This is a genomic window from Pseudomonas sp. V98_8 (genome assembly GCF_029967975.1).
GTDB lineage: Bacteria > Pseudomonadota > Gammaproteobacteria > Pseudomonadales > Pseudomonadaceae > Aquipseudomonas > Aquipseudomonas umsongensis.
Genome location: NZ_JASCAE010000056.1, coordinates 23130 through 43665, shown reverse-complemented (window position 1 = coordinate 43665; position 20536 = coordinate 23130). Strand labels below are relative to the sequence as shown.

General features: G+C 60.1%; 18 protein-coding genes. 9 read left to right on the top strand and 9 right to left on the bottom strand.

Going from position 1 to position 20536, the window contains the following annotated elements; translation table 11 throughout:
- Nucleotides 1-78: 78 nt before the first annotated feature.
- Nucleotides 79-456: a histone-like nucleoid-structuring protein MvaT gene (mvaT, locus tag QLG10_RS19530; RefSeq protein WP_008058684.1), complete on the bottom strand. Its 378-nt coding sequence runs from the start codon at nt 454-456 to the stop codon at nt 79-81.
- Between the two features lie 328 nt (nt 457-784).
- On the opposite strand from mvaT, the gene purU reads away from it, so the two are divergent.
- The gene (gene purU, locus QLG10_RS19525; RefSeq protein ID WP_020797876.1) at nt 785-1633 is read left to right on the top strand and encodes a formyltetrahydrofolate deformylase; all 849 of its coding nucleotides are present in this window, start codon (nt 785-787) and stop codon (nt 1631-1633) included.
- A gap of 85 nt (nt 1634-1718) precedes the next feature.
- A complete protein-coding gene (locus QLG10_RS19520) occupies nt 1719-1898 on the top strand; it encodes a hypothetical protein (RefSeq protein ID WP_110752861.1) in 180 nt (59 codons plus the stop codon).
- On the opposite strand, the gene QLG10_RS19515 is transcribed toward QLG10_RS19520, so the two are convergent.
- From QLG10_RS19515 to QLG10_RS19500, 4 genes are all read right to left on the bottom strand, one after another.
- Entirely contained in the window at nt 1876-2871 is a 996-nt protein-coding gene (locus tag QLG10_RS19515; protein ID WP_110752863.1) for a lysylphosphatidylglycerol synthase transmembrane domain-containing protein, read from the bottom strand. The two genes, QLG10_RS19520 and QLG10_RS19515, sit on opposite strands and share 23 nt — an antisense overlap.
- The gene (locus QLG10_RS19510; protein ID WP_110752865.1) at nt 2868-3644 is read right to left on the bottom strand and encodes a polysaccharide deacetylase family protein; all 777 of its coding nucleotides are present in this window, start codon (nt 3642-3644) and stop codon (nt 2868-2870) included. The genes QLG10_RS19515 and QLG10_RS19510 overlap by 4 nt, the downstream gene beginning before the upstream one ends.
- On the bottom strand, nt 3637-4758 hold the full coding sequence (locus tag QLG10_RS19505; protein ID WP_248679187.1) for a glycosyltransferase family 1 protein: 1122 nt from the start codon (nt 4756-4758) through the stop codon (nt 3637-3639). Before QLG10_RS19505 ends, QLG10_RS19510 begins: the two co-directional genes overlap by 8 nt.
- Nucleotides 4759-4921: 163 nt before the next feature.
- Nucleotides 4922-6811 (bottom strand): methyl-accepting chemotaxis protein, encoded by a 1890-nt coding sequence (locus tag QLG10_RS19500; RefSeq protein WP_282487867.1) that lies wholly within the window; start codon nt 6809-6811, stop codon nt 4922-4924.
- Nucleotides 6812-7000: 189 nt separating this feature from the next.
- Here QLG10_RS19500 and QLG10_RS19495 point away from each other — a divergent pair, with 189 nt between their 5' ends.
- Nucleotides 7001-8488: a helicase HerA-like domain-containing protein gene (locus QLG10_RS19495; protein WP_110752915.1), complete on the top strand. Its 1488-nt coding sequence runs from the start codon at nt 7001-7003 to the stop codon at nt 8486-8488.
- 102 nt (nt 8489-8590) lie between these two features.
- Here QLG10_RS19495 and QLG10_RS19490 read toward each other — a convergent pair whose 3' ends face one another.
- A complete protein-coding gene (locus tag QLG10_RS19490) occupies nt 8591-9046 on the bottom strand; it encodes a DciA family protein (protein WP_110752871.1) in 456 nt (151 codons plus the stop codon).
- 307 nt (nt 9047-9353) lie between these two features.
- On the opposite strand from QLG10_RS19490, the gene secA reads away from it, so the two are divergent.
- The 4 genes from secA to QLG10_RS19470 all read left to right on the top strand — a co-directional run bounded on the left by secA (nt 9354) and on the right by QLG10_RS19470 (nt 15134).
- Nucleotides 9354-12089 (top strand): preprotein translocase subunit SecA, encoded by a 2736-nt coding sequence (gene secA, locus QLG10_RS19485; protein ID WP_282487866.1) that lies wholly within the window; start codon nt 9354-9356, stop codon nt 12087-12089.
- Between the two features lie 121 nt (nt 12090-12210).
- Nucleotides 12211-13428, top strand: coding sequence for a bifunctional glutamate N-acetyltransferase/amino-acid acetyltransferase ArgJ (argJ, locus tag QLG10_RS19480; protein ID WP_020797885.1), 1218 nt, complete (start codon nt 12211-12213; stop codon nt 13426-13428).
- A gap of 132 nt (nt 13429-13560) precedes the next feature.
- Entirely contained in the window at nt 13561-14193 is a 633-nt protein-coding gene (locus tag QLG10_RS19475) for a glutathione S-transferase family protein (RefSeq protein WP_282487865.1), read from the top strand.
- Nucleotides 14190-15134 carry a Nudix family hydrolase gene (locus tag QLG10_RS19470; protein ID WP_110752916.1) on the top strand — a complete coding sequence of 315 codons (945 nt, stop codon included), beginning with the start codon at nt 14190-14192 and terminating at the stop codon, nt 15132-15134. The genes QLG10_RS19475 and QLG10_RS19470 overlap by 4 nt, the downstream gene beginning before the upstream one ends.
- 114 nt (nt 15135-15248) lie before the next feature.
- On the opposite strand, the gene QLG10_RS19465 is transcribed toward QLG10_RS19470, so the two are convergent.
- From QLG10_RS19465 to QLG10_RS19455, 3 genes are read right to left on the bottom strand one after another with little or no spacing between them, the layout of a single operon-like run.
- Nucleotides 15249-15830: a cob(I)yrinic acid a,c-diamide adenosyltransferase gene (locus tag QLG10_RS19465; RefSeq protein ID WP_110752875.1), complete on the bottom strand. Its 582-nt coding sequence runs from the start codon at nt 15828-15830 to the stop codon at nt 15249-15251.
- Between the two features lie 2 nt (nt 15831-15832).
- Complete coding sequence (locus tag QLG10_RS19460; protein WP_110752877.1) at nt 15833-17869, bottom strand: HAMP domain-containing sensor histidine kinase; 2037 nt, start codon at nt 17867-17869, stop codon at nt 15833-15835.
- A gap of 45 nt (nt 17870-17914) precedes the next feature.
- A complete protein-coding gene (locus QLG10_RS19455; protein WP_282487864.1) occupies nt 17915-18832 on the bottom strand; it encodes a putative 2-dehydropantoate 2-reductase in 918 nt (305 codons plus the stop codon).
- 142 nt (nt 18833-18974) lie between these two features.
- Here QLG10_RS19455 and QLG10_RS19450 point away from each other — a divergent pair, with 142 nt between their 5' ends.
- On the top strand, nt 18975-19460 hold the full coding sequence (locus tag QLG10_RS19450; RefSeq protein ID WP_007977344.1) for a YajQ family cyclic di-GMP-binding protein: 486 nt from the start codon (nt 18975-18977) through the stop codon (nt 19458-19460).
- 141 nt (nt 19461-19601) lie between these two features.
- A complete protein-coding gene (locus tag QLG10_RS19445; RefSeq protein ID WP_110752881.1) occupies nt 19602-20444 on the top strand; it encodes a mechanosensitive ion channel family protein in 843 nt (280 codons plus the stop codon).
- Nucleotides 20445-20536: the final 92 nt, after the last annotated feature.

The following is a 20536-nucleotide window of genomic DNA, read 5'->3' as shown; positions in this document are numbered from 1 at the left end:
CTAAACTCCGGGCATAAAAAAACGCCAGCGTATGCTGGCGTTTTTTTGTCGCAATTGATCCGCGACAAGCGCGTGAGCTTAGCCCAGCAGGGTAGCCCAGCCTTCAACCACGTCACCGCCCCACTTGGCTTTCCACTCTTTCAGTGTTTTGTGGTTGCCACCTTTGGTCTCGATGACTTCGCCGTTGTGCGGGTTTTTGTATTGTTTAACTTTGCGAGCACGCTTGGTGCCAGTAGTTTTTACTGCACCGCCACGTGGCGCTTTGGTTTTGGCTTCTGGATCCAGCAGCGCGATGATGTCGCGCAGGGACTTGGAATATTCGCCCATCAGGGTGCGCAGTTTGCCTTCGAATTCCAGCTCGGTCTGCAGTTTGTCGTCTTGGGACAGATTCTTCAAACGGGCTTGCAGCTCTTTGATAGCTTCTTCGGTGGCGCGATATTCGTTGATCAAGGACATGATTACTACCTTATGTAGGGCGCTGGATGGCAGGTGACAGTGCGGCAATAATAGTCAGGCTGTTTCATCAAGTAAACATTAAACCTGAGTTTATTTAATTAAATTCCAGTGAGTTCAGCGCACATTGGAGGCGCACTTAAATAATGCGCCGCCTGTGCTACAGATATTTACAAATCAGTGCTGGTCGATGGCCAATTAGGGGCGTTCGCCTGGTGCTATGCGAACGTTGGCGCAGGCCGTTGGGGAAGGCGGCGTGTCATCAATACTGCAGTTTTGCTGCACAATCGCTAGAATGCCCGCCTTTGCGAAGTTCTGGAGTTTCCCCCTCATGCGCACTTTTCGGCTGGTGATTTCTTGCCCGGACCGCGTCGGCATCGTTGCCAAAGTCAGTAACTTTCTGGCGTCACATAACGGCTGGATCACTGAAGCGAGCCACCACTCGGACAATCTCAGTGGTTGGTTCTTCATGCGTCACGAAATTCGTGCCGACTCGCTGCCTTTCGGGATCGAAGCCTTGCGCGAAGCCTTTGCGCCGATTGCCGAAGAGTTCTCGATGGACTGGCGTATTACCGATACCGAGCAGAAGAAGCGCGTCGTGTTGATGGCCAGCCGCGAGTCTCACTGCCTCGCCGACTTGCTGCATCGCTGGCACAGCGATGAACTGGATTGTGAAATCGCCTGCGTGATTTCCAACCACGACGACCTGCGCAGCATGGTCGAATGGCACGGCATTCCCTACTACCACGTACCGGTTAATCCCCAGGACAAGGAGCCGGCATTTGCCGAGGTCTCGCGCCTGGTCAAGCAGCATGATGCCGAAGTGGTCGTATTGGCCCGCTACATGCAAATCCTGCCGCCTGAGCTGTGCCGTGAATATGCGCACAAGGTCATCAACATCCACCACAGCTTCCTGCCGTCGTTCGTCGGTGCCAAGCCGTACCACCAGGCTTCCCTGCGCGGGGTAAAGCTGATCGGCGCTACTTGCCACTATGTGACTGAAGAGCTGGACGCCGGCCCGATCATCGAGCAGGACGTGGTGCGTGTCAGCCACAGCGACAGCATCGAAGACATGGTGCGCTTCGGTCGAGATGTCGAGAAAATGGTGCTGGCCCGTGGCCTGCGTTACCACCTGGAAGACCGGGTACTGGTACACGGCAACAAAACCGTGGTGTTCTGACCGCTGCACGACAGGGTTGAAATTCGAAGGGCCTGGGCGTTCAATCGCACAGGCCCTTCGCCGTTTCTGCACCGAGGACATGAGCATGGCCGATCCACTGGATAAAGCCACCTGCAAGGCACCCGCCACCTTGGGTGAGGGTTGCTTGAGTCGGTACGACCCCGATGAACTGAGCCCTGAAGATGGCACGGAGTTTTCGGGGGCTGCCGAGTTGTGGGAGGCGTTGCAGCTAGAGCCTGGGCCTACGGATACACATTCTTCATGAGCTTCTTGAGCAATGGTCGGCCCAGCATCAGTAAAAACACCGGTCCACCCACCAGCAAATAAAAGTAATAGGTCACTGCCCGCCAGATCAGAATGGCGGCCGCCGCCGTGGATTTACCCACCATGGGCGCCAACAGTGCCGCTGACGTCAGTTCAGCCGCCCCCGCACCGCCTGGCAACAGGCTGAACTGCCCCGCACTCAATGAAACCATCTGGATCAGGAAGCTCCAGGCCCACTGCAAGTCCGCGCCGAGCCCGCGCAGCGCCAGGTACAACACGCTGTAACGCAAGATCCAATGCACGCACGTCAAGCCAAACACGGTGATCAATGTCTGCGGGGGTAACTTCAGGGTGTCGGTAAACGCCGCCAGGAAGTGCAGGAGTTTGCGTGCCCAACGCATGCGGGTCGAGGGCTCGACGTTGAGGCGTGCCAGCAGTCGGCCCCCCATACGGATTACCAGGCGGTGATAGCGCGCCACCACCACGCAACTGACCAGCCCACCCAACATCGACAGGGCACTGATGAGCAGCAACCACGCCATGTGCTGGCTGAGATGCTGGAACAGGGCGTAAATCAGAATGCCGGTCAATGCGCAGAGAAAAAACAATAGATCGCTCAATTGGTCCATGGCAAACACGGCGCTGCCCTTGGCCGGTCGCACGCCATTGCGCGCCAGCAAGGCCATGATGGTCAGTGGCCCGCCGCTGCCACCCGGCGTGGCGCAATAGGCAAATTCGGCGGCCATCACCACGCCAAGGCTCTTGACCGGGCTGACCTTGTCGCGCTGATCGCCCAGCAACAGGCGCAAACGCAGGGTATTGACCACCCAACACAGCAAGATCATGCCGAGCATGACCAGCAAACTGCTCAGTGGGAAGTCATTGAGCCGTGACCAGGTTTCGCTGCCGCCCAGGAGCCAGGGAATCAGTAACGCGGCGAGTAGACCGATGCACAGCAGGATCGAGCGGCTCATGCCGCACGCCCCATGCGCTGGCTCTGCAGGGCCAGCCAACGGGTCTTGGTCATGGGTACGCGGCCCTCATCGATCAGGCGCTTGAGGGTTTGCAGCCAGTATGTACGCGAGAACTCATGACGCATGTCCACCGGGTGCAGGCCCAGTCGTATTACCGGCGCCGTTCGCCAGCGCTGTTCGAGTTGCTGGCTGACCAGTTTCGATACGCCGCGCCGCCAGGCACTGCGCGCACTCCAAACCAGTCCGGGGGCATCGATTGCAGTGAAATCAGGCAGGCGAAACAGATGCCGGGCGTCACTGGTGTAATCCAGCGGTAATTGGCGCAAGGCCTGGCGCGTGCCTTCGCTCATCAACCAGGCGGGAGCGACGAAACCCTGGAGCGGCCAATCGTATCGCTGGAACATTTCAATGCCGGCGTGCAAGCGGTTGAGAGCGGCTTCGCGAGACAAACTGTAGAACTCGCCTTCGTGGGTGTAGATCCGGCGCATGAACCAGTCGCGGGGGTTGCTCGCCTTCGGCGCGTCATCGCAGTGAAAATAACCATGCAGCACCAGTTCATCGCCGCGCTCGAGCCGTGCGCCGAGCTGGCGACAAAATTGCGGTTGGGCTCGCAAGTCGAACTGTTTGTGGAAGTCCGGCACAACAAGCCAGGTGATCGGCACGCTGCCAAGCGCATCGACGGCGTCGATAAAGGGCTGGTAATCGGCCCAGGTCGGTGGCGCGACATCGTGCAGTACCAGCAGCAGGCTCGGGGCGCTCATAGGTTCAACCATTGGCCGCTCGCGGCCATTGGCTGCCGAGGACGGCGTGATAATGGCCGAGCAGGCTGTTGACCACCGCGTCCCAAGCGTAATACCGCTCGACATGGCGTCGGGCTTGCTGGCCGAGGGCTACGCTGCCCTGGCTGAACAGTTCGCGCACGGCGTTGGCCATGGCCAACGGATCGTTGGGGGCGCACAAGACGCCACATTGATCGGTGATGATTTCCTCAAAGGCGCCCGCAGCCACCGCCACCACGGGGATACCGCAGGCCATGGCTTCGAGGGTCACCAGGCCAAAGGTTTCCTGATCACCGGCATGCAGCAACGCGTCGGCACTGGCCATCAGGCGGGCGACTTGGGTGGCAGGGCGGAACCCGTCGATGACCGTGACGTTTCCCGGCACAGAGGTCGGCATCGACGAACCGACCAGCAGCAAGTGATAGCGTCGGCCCAGGCGCTTCATGCATTCGAGCAGCACCGGCAGGTTTTTCTCCTTGGAACCGCGCCCCGCGAAGATCAATAGATGAGTGTTTTCGTCCAGGCCCAGCTCGGCCCGAAGGTCGCTGTCCCGTGCATCGGGATGAAACACCTGGAGATCGACCCCCAGGGGCTGCACGAACACGTTCTTCACGCCAAGGCCGGTCAGTTTATCGGCCATGACCCTGCTCGGTGCCAGTACCCGGTCGAAGTTTCCGTAGAGCTTGCTGACATAGGCCTCGACGTTTGGCGTGACCCAATTGCCCATTCGATTGCGGGCCAGCAGTGGCAGGTCGGAGTGATAAAAGCCGATGACGGGCACATCCAGTTGGCGACGGGCGTCCAGGGCCGCCCAGGCGGTGAGGTAGGGGTCGCCGACTTCAATCAACTCGGGCTGCAGATCCTGCAGGACGTTGCGCCAGGGCGCGAGACGCAGAGGGAAGCGATAACCTTTGCCGAAAGGCAGGGCGGGAGCCGGAACCGTATAAATGCCATCCTGTTCGCTGAGAACGGCCCCCGGTATCAACACGCTGTGGCGGATACCGGGCCTGGTGCACAGGCGATGATGCTTGGCATCCAGATAAGTGCGTACGCCACCGCTGGCAGGGGCGTAGAACATGGTTATGTCAGCGATATGCACGATGAACATTCCTCCGGTCCGTTGTTCTCCTTGGTTGACCTTAATGAAGAATAGATGTTCGGTCAGGATTTGGCGGGGATGGGGAGGGGAGGGTGTATGGAGGGATTGGTGTCAGGGTATTTCTCTTCGCGGGCGAGCCGGATCGCCGCCCGCGAAGAGGCCAGTCAAAACGCTAGATGCGGAAGCTGCCCACTAGCTGCTTCAATCGCGCGGCCTGCTGCTCAAGGTCCGTACATGCACGCAACGTTGACTGCAGGTTTTCTACACCTTCCTGGTTCAGGGTGTTGATTTCGGTGATGTCGACATTGATCGACTCGACCACGGCAGTCTGTTCCTCAGTGGCGGTTGCCACCGACTGGTTCATGCCGTCGATTTCACCGATGCGTTGCGTCACGCTGCTCAGGCGCTCGCCGGCCAGGTTGGCAATTTCCACGCTGTCCTGACTGTGGCGCTGACTGTCGCTCATCGTGCTAACCGACTCGCGGGCGCCGACTTGCAGCTCTTCGATCATGGTCTGAACCTGCTGCGCCGATTCCTGGGTGCGATGCGCCAGGTTTCGCACTTCATCGGCCACCACGGCAAATCCACGCCCGGCTTCACCGGCCCGTGCCGCTTCAATGGCGGCGTTGAGCGCCAGCAGGTTGGTTTGCTGGGAAATGCTGGTGATGACCTCAAGAATCTGACCAATGTTCACGGTTTTGCTGTTGAGCGATTCGATGTTGCTGCTCGAGGCGCTGAGCATGTTCGACAGTTGGTTCATGGCGGCAATGCTGCGGTCCACCACTTGCTGGCCGTCTTCGGCCAGGTTGCGGGCATCGCTGGCCTGGCTCGACGCTTGCGCGGCATTGCGGGCGATTTCCTGGGCGGCGGCACCGAGCTGGTTGATCGCCGCTGCCACACTGTTGGTGCGCGACGCCTGCTGGTCGGAGTTGTACATCGACGAGTTCGAGGCGGCGACCACACGTAATGCCACTTCATTAACCTGGCCCGTGGCCGAGGACACTTCGCGGATCGATCCGTGGATACGTTCCACGAAGCGGTTGAACGCGGTGCCGAGGTTACCGAACTCGTCGTTGTTCTGGATCACCAGGCGTTTGGTCAGGTCGCCTTCGCCGTCGGCGATGTCGGCCATGGCCCGGGTCATCACGTGCAGCGGCTGAATCAACAGGCGGATCAGCATGCCCAGCAGGGCGATGATGATGGCGACGGCGATCACCGTGGCAATCACCGCTGAGGTGCGGAATTCGCTGAGCATCGAGAAGGCCTTGTCCTTGTCCACCGACAGGCCGATGTACCAATTGACCGACGGCAGGCCCTTGATCGGGGTAAAGGTGACGATGCGGGTCTTGCCGTCGACCACGATTTCACTGAAGTCGCGGCTGATGCGCGGGGTATTTTGCGGGTATGCCTCGCCCAGGGACTTCATGACCAGGGCTTTGTCCGGGTGGACCAGGATCTTGCCGTCGGCGCTGACCAGAAATGCGTAGCCCATGCCGTCGAAATCCCGGGCGCTGAGGGTATCGATCAAGGTTTGCAGGCTGAGGTCGCCGCCCACTACGCCCACGCCTTGCCCGGCTTTCGTCGAGGCCATGGCCAGGGAAATGATCGTTTGTCCGGTCGCCGCATCGACATAGGGTTCGGTCAGGGTCGGCGTGCTGCTGTTTTGCGCACCCTTGTACCAAGGGCGAACCCTGGGGTCGAAACCGTCCGGCATCTTCGCATCCGGACGGATGGTGAAGTGCCCGGTAGCGTCGCCCAGGTAGGACGCCATGAACGTCGACGTCAGAGCTTTCTGTTCCAGCAGGGCGGCGACGTTGGCTTGTTCCGGGTTGATGGCAATGTTTTGCGAGAGGTTCTCGATCAGCAGGATACGGCCGGTCAGCCAGGTCTGGATATTGCTGGCGGTGACGTCGCCCATCTCGTTGAGATAGTTGTCCAGGTCTTCGCGGATGGCATTGCGCTGTAAATAATCGTTATACAGGGTGAATGAGGCGAAAGTCGCAATGACGATAAGGGCGGCGGCAAGCAGGATTTTGTGGCTGAAGCGTAGATTTTTGTTCATGGCTTGGGGTTCCGCTAAGGTCTTAATGCCCAGCGCGTGCTTTTATAAAGGAACGCACGATGGGCAATGTTGAAAGCAAGTGATATTTCCGTCGCTCCTTAAGGGAAATGTCCGACAGATTTGTGTCTGTCTGCTTTGTCGATATTTCTATCGGCCGTGTAGGACCAAAGATTAACCATGGGTGACCAAATGCCTGATTCATTGCAACTTGTTATCGGCGCCGATCTTGCGGGGCAGCCGATCGCCCAGGCCATGCGCCTGGCGAACCGCCACGGATTGATCGCAGGCGCTACCGGGACCGGCAAGACCGTCACGTTGCAACGTCTGGCCGAAGCCTTCAGCGATGCCGGCGTGGCGGTCTTTGCCGCCGACATTAAGGGTGACCTGTGCGGCCTGGGTGCTGCCGGCAACCCCCAGGGCAAGATCGCCGAGCGCATTGCCGGCATGCCCTGGCTGAGCCACAAGCCTGCGGCCTATCCGGTGACCTTGTGGGACATTCACGGTCAGTCCGGTCATCCTTTGCGCACGACATTGAGTGAAATGGGGCCGTTACTCCTCGGCAGCCTGCTGGAATTGACCGACAGCCAGCAGTCGGCGCTGTATGCCGCGTTCAAGGTGGCCGACCGCGAAGGCTTGTTGTTGCTGGATTTGAAGGATCTCAAGGCGCTGCTCAATCACCTCAAGGACCACCCCGAACTGCTGGGGGATGACGCTGCGCTGATGACCACCGGCTCCAGCCAGGCCCTGCTACGACGCCTGGCAACCCTGGAACAGCAGGGCGCTGAGGCGCTGTTTGGTGAGCCGGCGCTGCAACTGGAGGATATTCTGCAACCGACCGCCGATGGCCGCGGGCGCATCCACCTGCTCGATGCCAGTCGTCTGGTGCATGAAGCCCCCAAGGTCTACGCAACGTTCCTGCTGTGGCTGCTGGCCGAACTGTTCGAGCAACTGCCAGAACGTGGCGACGCGGACAAACCGTTGCTGGCGCTGTTTTTCGACGAGGCACATTTGTTGTTCGCTGGCACGCCCAAGGCGCTGCAGGATCGACTGGAGCAAGTGGTGCGGCTGATTCGATCCAAAGGGGTGGGGGTGTATTTCGTCACCCAGTCACCGGGCGATTTGCCCGATGACGTGTTGGCCCAGTTGGGCCTGCGCATCCAGCACGGCTTGCGCGCGTTCACCGCCAAGGAGCAGAAATCACTGCGAGCGGTGGCCGATGGCTTCCGACCGAACCCGGCGTTCGACGCCCTGTCGGTGCTGACCGAGCTGGGCATCGGCGAGGCACTGGTGGGCACCTTGCAGGACAAGGGCACGCCGGAAATGGTCCAGCGCGTGCTGGTGGCTCCACCGCAATCACGCATCGGGCCGCTGACGGAAACGGAGCGCACGCTGCTGATAGCCGGTTCGCCGTGCAAGGGGCGGTATGACAAGCCGATCGATCGTGAATCAGCCTATGAAATACTGATGGGGCGCAAGGGGCTGGCCCCCGAACCTGAGGCTGCGCCGGCAAAACCGGCGGCGCAGGAGCCGAGTTTCACCGAGCAAGCCGGAGAGTTTCTCGGCACGGCCGCAGGGCAGGCATTGAAATCAGCGATGCGACAGGCGGCTAATCAGCTGGGACGGCAATTGGTGCGCGGGTTGATGGGGTCATTGTTGGGCGGCAGCAAACGCCGCTAACTGTGGGAGCGAGCCTGCTCGCGAATCCGATGTTACATTCAACATTTATGTTGACTGAAGCACCGCTTTCGCGAGCAGGCTCGCTCCCACAGGGGTTTTATGTCATGCCTTGGACTTGGCGTGCGCCGCCAAGCGCTCCAGCGCCGCCCGCAGATTCGGATCGCTGATGCCGTCGGCCGTGGCCTGGATGGTCGCGGCCGCATCATTGGATAAATCCATGGTATGCCCGGTCGCCCCTTGTTGTACGGTAGGCGGCTGGACCTTGAACAGGATTCGCGTGAGGCTGGCGAACTCATCGAACATCTGCAGTTGCCGCTGCAGGCGTTTTTGCTGGTAGCGCAGGCGGGTGGCCCAATGACCATCGGTGACAATGAGCAACAAGCTGCCTTCGCGCCAGGACGCCACGTGGCAATGCGCGCGTGCGGCGGGTTGCAGCTGGCTCTCGAGCAAGCGTTGCAAATGACCCAGGCGTTGAGCATGGCCTAGAATGGCCTTGAGTGGCTTGGCTTCGCGAAGCAGGACGGCGGGTGCTCTGGCCGTAAGAGGGCGAAATGCCATGATCAGACACCTGAAGTAACAGAGCCGCCATGGTAGCAGAAAGCACCGGATGCGCCCGACCCATTGCTTTGCGCGCGCTTTACCCATTAAATCAACCAGTAACTTCTGCCGTGAATGGCTTGAAGTTCAGCGATTTGCCCTTATTTTAAATGAGCCCCGTCACAACGCTGTGCCAGCATCGTGGAGTAACGCCACTTTCCTCACCACCGTTTCCGGGTAGAATGCTCGTTCGCATGCGGCCATGAGGGCTGCTCGGGCGACTCACGGGGCCGCCCTCCATCCCTTTAGTGTGGAAGATCCTGCCGATATGTTTGCGCCTTTGTTAAAAAAACTTTTTGGAAGCAAGAACGAGCGTGAAGTCAAACGCATGCTCAAGACGGTGCAACTCGTCAATGCCTTCGAAGAGCGAATGGTGGCCCTTTCGGACGATCAATTGCGTGCCAAGACAGACGAGTTCAAGGCCCGCTTCGCCAAAGGGGAAACCCTCGACCAGCTTCTGCCGGAAGCCTTCGCGGTTGCCCGTGAAGCCGGCAAGCGCGTCATGGGGATGCGTCACTTCGATGTCCAGCTGATCGGTGGCATGACCTTGCATGAAGGCAAGATCGCCGAGATGCGTACCGGTGAAGGCAAGACCCTGGTGGCAACGCTGGGTGTTTACCTCAACGCATTGTCCGGCAAGGGCGTGCACGTTGTGACGGTGAACGACTACCTGGCCCGTCGTGACGCCAACTGGATGCGCCCGCTCTACGAATTCCTCGGATTGACGGTCGGCGTGGTCACGCCATTCCAGCCGCCGGAAGAGAAGCGCCTGGCCTATGCCGCCGACATCACCTATGGCACCAACAACGAGTTCGGTTTCGATTACCTGCGCGACAACATGGCGTTCAGCATGGAAGAAAAATTCCAGCGCGAACTCAATTTTGCCGTAATCGACGAAGTCGACTCCATCCTCATCGACGAAGCCCGCACCCCGCTGATCATTTCCGGTCAGGCCGAGGACAGCTCCAAGCTGTATATCGAGATCAACAAACTGATCCCGCAGTTGGAGCTGCACGTCGAAGAAGTCGAAGGCGAAGTTACCAATGCCGGTCACTACACCGTTGACGAGAAGACCCGCCAGGTCGAGCTCAACGAAGCCGGTCACCAGTTCGTCGAAGACGCGCTCACCCGCCTTGGCCTGCTGGCGGAAGGCGAGAGCCTGTATTCGGCGCACAACCTGGCCCTGCTGACCCACGTTTATGCCGGTCTGCGTGCGCACAAACTGTTCCATCGCAACGTTGAATACATCGTGCAGGACGGCCAGGTCGTACTGGTTGACGAACACACCGGTCGCACCATGCCCGGTCGCCGTCTGTCCGAAGGCCTGCACCAGGCCATCGAAGCCAAGGAAAACCTGAACATCCAGGCCGAAAGCCAGACGCTGGCCTCGACCACCTTCCAGAACTACTTCCGTCTGTACAACAAACTGTCCGGCATGACCGGTACGGCCGACACCGAAGCGTTCGAGTTCCATCAGATCTATGGCTTGCAGGTCATCGTCATTCCGACGAACAAGCCGCTGGCCCGTAAAGACTACAACGACCTGGTGTTCCTGACCGCCGACGAGAAATATGCGGCAATCGTCACGGACATCAAGGAAAGCATGGCCGCGGGCCGTCCGGTGCTGGTGGGTACTGCGACCATCGAAACCTCCGAGCGCATGTCCGACCTGCTCAACAAGGAAGGCATCGAGCACAAGGTCCTGAACGCCAAGTTCCACGAAAAAGAAGCCGAGATCATCGCCCAGGCCGGTCGCCCGGGTGCACTGACCATCGCCACCAACATGGCCGGTCGCGGTACCGACATCCTGTTGGGCGGCAACTGGGAAGTGGAAGTGGCCTCGCTGGAAAATCCGACCCCTGAGCAGATTGCCCAGATCAAGGCGGACTGGCAGAAACGTCACCAGCAAGTGCTCGAGTCGGGTGGTTTGCAGGTGATCGCGTCCGAGCGTCACGAATCGCGCCGTATCGACAACCAATTGCGTGGTCGTGCCGGTCGTCAGGGTGACGCCGGTTCCAGTCGTTTCTACCTGTCGCTGGAAGACAGCCTGATGCGCATCTTCGCCTCTGATCGGGTGAAGAACTTCATGAAGGCCCTGGGCATGCAGCCTGGCGAAGCGATTGAGCACCGCATGGTGACCAACGCCATCGAAAAGGCCCAGCGCAAGGTTGAAGGTCGCAACTTCGATATTCGCAAGCAACTGCTGGAGTTCGACGACGTCAACAACGAACAGCGTAAAGTGATCTATCACATGCGTAACACGTTGCTGGCTGCCGACAACATCGGTGAAACCATTGCCGACTTCCGCCAGGACGTACTCAACGCTACCGTCAGCGCGCACATTCCACCGCAATCGCTGCCAGAGCAGTGGGACGTGGCGGGTCTGGAAGCGGCCCTGGAAAGCGATTTCGGTGTGAAGCTGCCGATCCAGCAGTGGCTCGACGAAGACGATCACCTGTACGAGGAAACCCTGCGCGAGAAGCTGATGCAGGAGCTGATCGCCGCGTACAACGAGAAAGAAGACCAGGCGGGCGCGGAAGCGCTGCGCACCTTCGAGAAGCAAATCGTCCTGCGCGTGCTGGATGACCTGTGGAAAGACCACCTGTCGACCATGGATCACCTGCGTCACGGCATCCACTTGCGCGGTTATGCGCAGAAGAACCCGAAGCAAGAGTACAAGCGCGAGTCGTTCACGCTGTTCTCCGAACTGCTGGATTCGATCAAGCGCGACTCGATCCGTGTGTTGTCACACGTTCAGGTGCGTCGCGAAGATCCGGCCGAGGAAGAGGCGCGCCTGCGCCAGGAAGCCGAGGCGCTGGCGGCGCGCATGCAGTTCCTGCATGAAGAGGCCCCGAGCCTGGAGCAGCCGGAGCAGTTGGGTGAAGAGGTCGATGTGGCCCTTGCCACCGCCCCGGTTCGCAACGAGCAGAAGCTGGGCCGTAACGAACTGTGCTACTGCGGTTCGGGCAAGAAGTTCAAGCATTGCCACGGGCAGATCCAGTAACCCCCGTTTCATACGCTGAAATACCCGCGCCGCGACCGGCTCATGCCGTCGCGGCGTTTTGCCATTTTTACCATCGCTTTTGCTGAAGCGGTGCAGACATCATCTATAAAGGAGCGCATTCATGGCTGTTGGTCTTGGTCCTTTGCCAACGTTGCACCCGGTTGCCGGTTTTGAACTCGGTATCGCCTCGGCCGGTATCAAGCGCCCGGGGCGCAAGGATGTGGTGGTCATGCGTTGTGCCGAAGGCTCGACAGTGGCGGGTGTATTCACCTTGAACGCCTTTTGCGCCGCCCCGGTGATCCTGGCCAAGCAGCGCGTGCAAGGTCCGGTGCGTTACCTGCTGACCAATACTGGCAATGCCAACGCCGGTACCGGTGAGCCGGGCCTGGCCGCGGCCGAGCGCACCTGCGCCAAGCTGGCAGAGTTGACCGGCGTAGACGCCAGCCTGGTGCTGCCGTATTCCACTGGTGTGATCGGCGAGCCGCTGCCGGTCGAGAAAATCGAGGGGGCACTGCAAGCCGCCCTCGACGATCTGTCGGAGAACAACTGGGAAGCTGCCGCCACTGGCATCATGACCACCGATACCCTGCCCAAGGGTGCCAGCCGCCAGTTCCAGCACGACGGCGTGACCATCACCGTCACCGGTATCAGCAAGGGCGCGGGCATGATTCGCCCGAACATGGCGACCATGCTCGGCTATATCGCCACCGACGCCAAGGTTGCTCGTGACGTGCTGCAAAACCTGATGCTGGACGGCGCCAACAAGTCGTTCAACCGCATCACCATCGACGGCGACACCTCGACCAACGACTGCTGCATGCTGATCGCCACCGGTCAGGCGGCGTTGCCGGAAATCACCCGTGCCGAAGGCGAGCTGTTCGCCAAGCTCAAGCAGGCGGTATTTGAGGTGTGCATGGAAGTGGCCCAGGCGATCGTTCGCGACGGCGAAGGCGCGACCAAATTCGTTACCGTTGAAGTCAATGGCGGCGGCACTCACCAGGAATGCCTGGACGTTGGCTACACCGTGGCCCACTCGCCATTGATCAAGACGGCGCTGTTCGCTTCCGACCCGAACTGGGGCCGCATCCTCGCGGCTGTTGGTCGTGCCGGCGTGCCGAACCTGGACGTGAGCAAGATTGATGTGTTCCTCGGTGAAGTGTGCATCGCCAGCCGTGGCGCCCGCGCTGCGACCTACACCGAAGCCCAGGGCGCAGCGGTGATGCAGCAGGAAGAAATCACTATTCGTATCGAATTGGGTCGTGGTGATTGCAGCGAAACCATCTGGACCACCGACCTGTCCCACGAGTACGTGAAGATCAACGCCGAGTACCGTACGTAACGGTGCAAAACCTGTAGGAGCCGGCTTGCTGGCGAAGGCATCCTCTGCGGTGATAGATGTGTCGAGGCCGCTACCGTTTTTGCTGGCAAGCCAGCTCCTACAGGACTCCTTTATGCTTGAGGACTCTTGAACATGAGCCTGCACCTGATCATCGGCGACAAACTGCTTTCCTCCTGGTCCCTGCGTGGCGCCCTGGCCCTCGATCTGACCGGCGCCTCCTACACCGAAGAACTGATCAAGCTGAACCAGCCGGACACCCGTGAGCGTCTGCTCAAGCATTCGCCCACCGGCAAAGTCCCGTTGCTCAAGACCGCGCACGGCACCATCGCCGACTCCCTGGCGATTGCCGAATACCTGGCGGAACAGTTCCCCGACGCGGGCCTGTGGCCCAAAGATACCGCCGCCCGTGCCCAGGCGCGTTCGGCGTGCGCGCAAATGCACAGCGGGTTCTTCGCCATGCGCGGCAACATGCCATTCGACCTGAGTCATGACGCGCCGCTGTCGCCGGTTCCGGCGGATGTGCAGGCAGACATCGAGCGCATGTCGGCGTTGTGGGCTGAATGCCGTTCTGTCGCGACCGAGCCTGGGCCCTACCTGTTCGGTCGCATAAGCCTGGCCGACGTGTTTTTTGCACCGATTGCCGTGCGCCTGCGTACCTATCAGGTCAAGCTGTCGGCAGTCGACGAAGCTTATGTTGAAACCCTCTACCAATGGCCAGCGTTCAAGGCTTGGCAGAAGGCCGGCCTGGAGGAGATCAAGTGGTGAAACGAGTACACGTAGCAGCCGCCGTTATCCGTGATGGCAGCGGCAAGATCCTCATCGCCCGTCGTGCCGATACTCAGCACCAGGGCGGCCTGTGGGAATTTCCCGGCGGCAAGGTCGAGGCCGACGAGTCGGTCGAAAGCGCCTTGGCCCGTGAGCTGCAGGAAGAGCTGGGTATCGTGGTCGGCGCGGCGCGCCCGCTGATCAAGGTCCGTCACGATTACCCGGACAAACAGGTGTTGCTGGATGTCTGGGAAGTCTCGGCGTTCACCGGTGAGCCTCACGGCGCCGAAGGTCAGCCACTGGCCTGGGTGACGGCGCGTGACCTGTCGGGTTACGAGTTTCCTGAGGCCAACCGTCCAATCGTGGCGGCCGCGCGCTTGCCCGAGCAATACCTGATCACGCCTGAAGACCTGGAAACCCCGGCCCTGTTGCGAGGGATCCAGAAAGCCATCGCAGGCGGCATCAAGTTGATCCAGTTGCGCGCCCCCAACGGTTACGACCCCAAGTACCGCGATCTGGCTGTGGACGCCGTCGGGCTGTGTGCCGGCAAGGCGCAGCTGATGATCAAGGGGCCGTTCGAGTGGCTGGGAGATTTCCCCTCCGCGGGCTGGCACATCACCTCGGCCCAACTGCGCAAGTACGCGGCCGCGGGTCGGCCGCTGCCGGCATCGCGCTGGTTAGCGGCGTCCTGCCATAACGCTGAAGAGCTGGCGCTGGCCGAGGAGATGGGTGTGGATTTCGTGACCCTGTCGCCGGTGCAGCCGACCTTGACGCATCCGGACGCTCTACCGCTTGGCTGGGAGCAGGCTTCGAGCTTGATCGAGGGTTTCAGCAGGCCGGTGTTTCTGCTGGGTGGGGTTGGCCCGGCGGAAGTCGAGAAAGCTTGGGCGGCAGGTGCGCAGGGCGTGGCGGGGATTCGGGCGTTCTGGCCTGAGACTTGATTCTCTGGTGTAGCCATTGACCCCTTCGCGAGCAGGCTCGCTCCCACAGTTGACCGCGTACTCGGTCAACTGTGGGAGCGGGCTTGCTCGCGAAGGCGGTTTGGCAGGCGCAGCTTAAACTTCAGGTTTCACCGCCGGCTGCCACAAAATCTCGGCAACCCCCTGACGCCGGGCAATCAATCTTGCCACCACAAACAACAAATCCGACAGCCGATTGATATAAGCCAATCCCACCCCGCCCAAAGGCTCAACAGCATTCAAATGCTGGCAGCGGCGCTCGGCACTGCGAGCCAGGCTTCTGCACACATGCGCCTGGGCGATCAGCATCGACCCGCCCGGCAGAATGAAATTCTCCAGCGGCCCAAGCTCTTCATTCCATACATCGATTGCCGCTTCCAGTCGTTCGATTTCCGCGGCGTTCAGCGCCTGATACTCCGGCATGGCCAGTTCACCGCCGAGGTCAAACAACCGGTGCTGGCAGGGCGCCAATACCTCGATCACTTCCTTCAAGCCCGGATGCAGGGCAACTTCTGCCGCCAGTCCAGCCAGTAACACTCCGACCTGACTGTTGAGCGTATCCACCTCGCCAATAGCCTCGATCCGTGGGTGGTCCTTGGGCACACGGCGACCGTCGCCCAGGCCGGTTTCGCCTTTGTCGCCGGTGCGGGTGTAAATCTTCGACAAGCGAAAGCCCATGGTTACCTCGTTAACTGGTTGAGTTCTTGAGAGACGAGCGGGGTGCTCGCCAATGGCAGGCGCAGGGTAAAGCAGGTGCCCTGGCCTTGGGTCGATTGCACTTCCATCTGGCCCTTGTGGTTGTTGGTGATGATGAAATACGAGACCGACAGGCCAAGGCCGGTACCCTGACCGATTTCCTTGGTGGTGAAAAACGGTTCGAAGATGCGCTTGCGCACGCTTTCGCTCATGCCGATGCCGTTGTCTTCGACCTGGATCTCTGCCCACGGCGGATTCAGCTTGGTGCGCAGGATGATGCGCCCTGGTTCGCTGTCGTCTTCACGTTGGTGAATGGCTTGAGCGGCGTTTTTCAGCAGGTTGAGCAGCACCTGTTCCAGCTCGTTGGCGGTACCGGGCACTGGCCCCAGCGCCGGGTCGAACTGGCGAATGATCGCCTGGCCCTTGAAGTCGAAACCAATTGCCAGGTCGAAGTCGTTTCCGGCGATTTCCACCGCCTGGTCGATCAGCGCTGGCAGATCGCACGGGGCCATTTGGCGGGTACTGCGCCGACTGAAGCTGAGCATGTGCGTGACGATCTTAGCCGCCCGGGCGCCGGCCTGCTGGATGCCGTCGAGCAGTTGTGGCACTTCGCGTGCTTGCAGGTACTGGTTGACGGTCGACAGCTCGACACCGATCTGCTCGGCCTGTTCCAGGTTCTTGGGCAGTTCAGGGGACAGCCGGCGGCGGATATTCTGCACGTTGTGCAGGATCGCACCGAGCGGGTTGTTGATTTCGTGGGCCATGCCGGCGGCGAGGCCACCGACGGAGAGCATTTTCTCTGACTGCACCATCATTTCTTCAAGGGACAGGCGCTGGGTAATGTCGTCGATGCGGATCACCACGCCACGTCCGGCACCGCCCATCAACGGATAGAAGGTCAGGGCGTAGTGGCGGGGTTCATCGTCCTTGACCCAGGTCACGCGCTCGATCTTGGCCACCGTGTGCTGCTCGACGGTTTGCTTGAGCTGCGGCAGGAAGGGCTTGAGCGGTTCGAAGGCGAGGAAGATCGGCTGGTTCAAGGCTTCGTCCAGGCGTGTACCGGACAGGGCGCTGGCTTCCTGGTTCCACTGCGTTACGTAAAGCTGTTCGTCGAGGGCGATCAGCGCCGATGGCATGGAGTCGATGATGCTGTTGAGGTAATTCTGGAAACCCGTGAGTTTTTTCTCGATCTTGCTCCGTACCTGGACTTCGAGTTCCAGCTTGCGATTGGTGTGGCGGGTTTCTTCGGCCAGTCCCTGGGCCTGGTCATACGCGGCCTGAGAGTCATCACGGGCACGCTTGAGTTGCTGTTCCCGGGCCTCGATTCGCGAGAGCATGGTGTTGAACGCCTCGGCCAGGCTGCCGATTTCATCGTGATTGCCCCGGGAGGCGCGCAGGGCATAGTTCTCTTCCCGGGTCACTTGGCGGGAGAGCTCCTCCAACTGATGAATCGGCCGGGTAATCAGGCGTTTGATCTGTCGCGCGATGACCAGCCACAGCAGCACACTGAAAATCAGGATCCCCAGGCTGGCGGTCAGGGTCCCGGTATAGAACGCCATCGGCAGCTCGCTACTGGCCACCAGCAGCAGGTGGCCGGGTGCGGTGCCGGGGCGGGGCAGGGTGATGACCTGGTTACTGCGAAACTCGGTGACTTGCCAGGATTCGATGTTGCGGTAATGCTTGGGCAGGCTCAGGTGATCGCCATGTTGCAATTGCGCCAGGCGCTCGCCCTTGCCGTCATACAGGGCTGCAGCGCGCAATGGTGAATAGCTGTCGAGCTCATCGAGCAGGCGTTGGGCGCTTTGCGGTGATTGCAGTGCCTCAGACACCAGGCTCGGGTTGGAGACCAGTCGGCCGATGGTCTGCAGGGCCTGGGGCGCCATGCTTTCCTGGGAAATGTAGTAAGCGGCGCTGATAAAGGTCAGGTTCGCAACCAGCAGTACAGTGGTCAACAGCACCAGCAGGGCGGCCAGCAGTTTCTGGCCGACAGGGAGGTTTTCAAGACGCTGGCGCAATGGCATCAGGTTTATCGCTGCAAGGGAACAAGTGGCCAGCGTAGCCGCTGCTCAGTCGCTGGGCAATCCAAGGCTGAGCAGGCGCGCGATCAACTTGGACTCCAGTTGATTGAGGTGTGGCAAGTTCAGTTGATGCCGCGCCGCGACTTTACAGGCATGGCCCAGCAGGTAGCTGATTTCGGTGCGGCGCCGGTTGCTGACGTCCTGGTACATCGAGGAGTAGTTGGCAGCGGTCGCGTGGATCACCCGTTCAACCTCCTGTTGCAGGTTTTCGGCGGCTGCTGGCTGGCCGCACCGCTCAAGCAGCTCGATGAGTTCACCGCACAGGGTGGCGACCTCACAGTGGTGCTCCTGCAACCCCCCGTTGCGACAATCGTGCAGCACCGTCAACGGATTGATCGCGCAGTTGAGCGCCAGTTTGCGCCACAACCGGGTGAGAATCTCGGTGCTCCACTCATGGGGAATGCCCGCGGTGTCGAGGTCGTCCAGCCAGATCGGGGCGACGGGATGGCCGGCATCCCCCAGCCAGGTAAACCCGTGCCCGGCAAAGACTACACGCCAGTCACCGTCGCGAAAGGCGCCTTCAGTGCTTGACGCATAAATGCAGCGCGCCTGGGGGACTTGCGCCGCCACGGCGTCCTGGCTGCCCAGGCCGTTCTGCAGCAGGATCAGCTCGGCGCCGGGCGCCAGTCGGGGTGCCAGCTGTGCCACGGCCAGCTCCGCATCGTAGGCTTTGCAGGCGACCAGTAGTCGATTAATCGGCGCGAGGCTGTCGGCCGTTTCGGCACTTACCGGGTATAGCTGTGCCTGGCCATGTTCGACCAGCGTCAACCCGCCTGCCGCCTCGTACGCCCGCAGCCGGGCTGCGTCACGCAGTATCAGGCGCACCGGCACTGCCGCCCGGGCCAGGCGAGTGGCCCACAACGTGCCGAGGCTACCGGCGCCTAGAACATGCCAGGTGGTGGACATCAGCTTTTTGCTCTGTTTGAGGCGCGCATGGGTGGCTCGCAGTGAATGATCGGAAAGACCCGTTATAATCAGCGCGGATTTTAACCGCAAGCCAGGCGTGCTCCATCTTGATCGAGCGCGCCCTATTTATTGGAGAGATTACATGCCGTCGTTCGACGTGGTATCCGAACTGGACAAACACGAAGTCACCAACGCGGTCGAGAACGCCGTCAAGGAACTCGATCGTCGCTATGACCTGAAAGGCAAAGGCAGCTTCGAGTTCAAGGAAAAGGACCTGACCGTCAACCTGACCGCTGAAGCGGATTTCCAGCTCGAGGCGATGATTGAGATCCTCAAGCTGGCCCTGGTCAAGCGCAAGATCGATGTGCAGTGCCTTGAGGTCAAGGATGCGTTTGCATCGGGCAAGCTGATGAAACAGGAAGCTGTGCTCAAGGAAGGCATCGACAAAGAGCTGGCGAAGAAAATCGTCGCTCACGTCAAGGACGCCAAGCTGAAGGTGCAGGCCGCCATCCAGGGTGAGCAGGTGCGCATCACCGGCAAGAAGCGTGACGACCTGCAGGAAGCCATTGCAGTGCTGCGAGCCAAGGAATTCGGCATGCCGCTGCAGTTCAACAACTTCCGCGACTGACGTGCAAGGCGGGAACCTCCAGGCGTTTTCGGCGTCCGAGGGCCAAGCAACGGCAGAAACGATCGATCCGCACAGGGTTCGGTCTTTCTGCCGCTTTATTTTTCGCGTGCCGGGTAGCCGGAAAAATGCAGGAGAAAGCAGATGGACTTAAATGCTGAAGTAGACAATCTGGTCAGGGTGTCCCAATCCTGGATCCCGATGATCATGGAATATGGCAGCCGTGTGCTGCTGGCAGTGATTACCCTGGCGATCGGCTGGTGGTTGATCAACAAGGTCACGCACAAGCTCGGAGGCCTGATAGCCCTGCGTAACGCTGACCTTGCGCTGCAAGGCTTTATCAGCAGCCTGGCGAACATCATTCTGAAGATCCTGCTGGTCGTCAGCGTGGCGTCGATGATTGGTGTGGAAACCACTTCGTTCGTGGCGGCGATCGGTGCGGCTGGCCTGGCCATTGGCCTGGCGTTGCAGGGCAGCCTGGCGAACTTCGCCGGCGGCGTGCTGATCCTGCTGTTCCGTCCTTTCCGTATCGGTGACTGGATCGAAGCCCAAGGCGTAGCGGGTACTGTCGACAGCATCCAGATCTTCCACACCGTGCTGCGCACCGGCGATAACAAGACCATCATCGTGCCTAACGGCAATCTGTCGAACGGCATCATCACCAACACCAACCGTCAACCGACCCGCAAAGTGGTGTTCGATGTGGGTGTCGATTACGAAGCGGACTTGCAGAAGGCCCGTGAAGTCTTGCTGGAGTTGGCCAAGGACCCGCGCGTGTTGGACGACCCGGCACCGCAGGCAGTCATTTCGACCCTGGGTGACAGTTCAATCACCGTTTCCCTGCGTGTCTGGGTGAAAACAGCGGATTACTGGGACGTGATGTTCATGTTTAACGAACAGTCCCGTGACCGATTGAAAACGGCGGGTATTGACATTCCATTTCCACAGCGTGTAGTTCGAGTGGTTCAGGAAGCGGCCGTACAGTAAGCCTCTTTTGTTAGCGGATACATAAACCCGAGAGATTAAAAGTCTCTCGGGTTTTTTTGTGACTATTGATCAGTTCATTGAAAAAAGTATTA

What these genes read in the sequence shown, in the direction of transcription:
- mvaT (WP_008058684.1), bottom strand. Translation starts at nt 456, where the DNA reads ATGTCCTTGATCAACGAATATCGCGCCACCGAAGAAGCTATCAAAGAG.
- purU (WP_020797876.1), top strand. Translation starts at nt 785, where the DNA reads ATGCGCACTTTTCGGCTGGTGATTTCTTGCCCGGACCGCGTCGGCATC.
- QLG10_RS19520 (WP_110752861.1), top strand. Translation starts at nt 1,719, where the DNA reads ATGGCCGATCCACTGGATAAAGCCACCTGCAAGGCACCCGCCACCTTG.
- QLG10_RS19515 (WP_110752863.1), bottom strand. Translation starts at nt 2,871, where the DNA reads ATGAGCCGCTCGATCCTGCTGTGCATCGGTCTACTCGCCGCGTTACTG.
- QLG10_RS19510 (WP_110752865.1), bottom strand. Translation starts at nt 3,644, where the DNA reads ATGGTTGAACCTATGAGCGCCCCGAGCCTGCTGCTGGTACTGCACGAT.
- QLG10_RS19505 (WP_248679187.1), bottom strand. Translation starts at nt 4,758, where the DNA reads ATGTTCATCGTGCATATCGCTGACATAACCATGTTCTACGCCCCTGCC.
- QLG10_RS19500 (WP_282487867.1), bottom strand. Translation starts at nt 6,811, where the DNA reads ATGAACAAAAATCTACGCTTCAGCCACAAAATCCTGCTTGCCGCCGCC.
- QLG10_RS19495 (WP_110752915.1), top strand. Translation starts at nt 7,001, where the DNA reads ATGCCTGATTCATTGCAACTTGTTATCGGCGCCGATCTTGCGGGGCAG.
- QLG10_RS19490 (WP_110752871.1), bottom strand. Translation starts at nt 9,046, where the DNA reads ATGGCATTTCGCCCTCTTACGGCCAGAGCACCCGCCGTCCTGCTTCGC.
- secA (WP_282487866.1), top strand. Translation starts at nt 9,354, where the DNA reads ATGTTTGCGCCTTTGTTAAAAAAACTTTTTGGAAGCAAGAACGAGCGT.
- argJ (WP_020797885.1), top strand. Translation starts at nt 12,211, where the DNA reads ATGGCTGTTGGTCTTGGTCCTTTGCCAACGTTGCACCCGGTTGCCGGT.
- QLG10_RS19475 (WP_282487865.1), top strand. Translation starts at nt 13,561, where the DNA reads ATGAGCCTGCACCTGATCATCGGCGACAAACTGCTTTCCTCCTGGTCC.
- QLG10_RS19465 (WP_110752875.1), bottom strand. Translation starts at nt 15,830, where the DNA reads ATGGGCTTTCGCTTGTCGAAGATTTACACCCGCACCGGCGACAAAGGC.
- QLG10_RS19460 (WP_110752877.1), bottom strand. Translation starts at nt 17,869, where the DNA reads ATGCCATTGCGCCAGCGTCTTGAAAACCTCCCTGTCGGCCAGAAACTG.
- QLG10_RS19455 (WP_282487864.1), bottom strand. Translation starts at nt 18,832, where the DNA reads ATGTCCACCACCTGGCATGTTCTAGGCGCCGGTAGCCTCGGCACGTTG.
- QLG10_RS19450 (WP_007977344.1), top strand. Translation starts at nt 18,975, where the DNA reads ATGCCGTCGTTCGACGTGGTATCCGAACTGGACAAACACGAAGTCACC.
- QLG10_RS19445 (WP_110752881.1), top strand. Translation starts at nt 19,602, where the DNA reads ATGGACTTAAATGCTGAAGTAGACAATCTGGTCAGGGTGTCCCAATCC.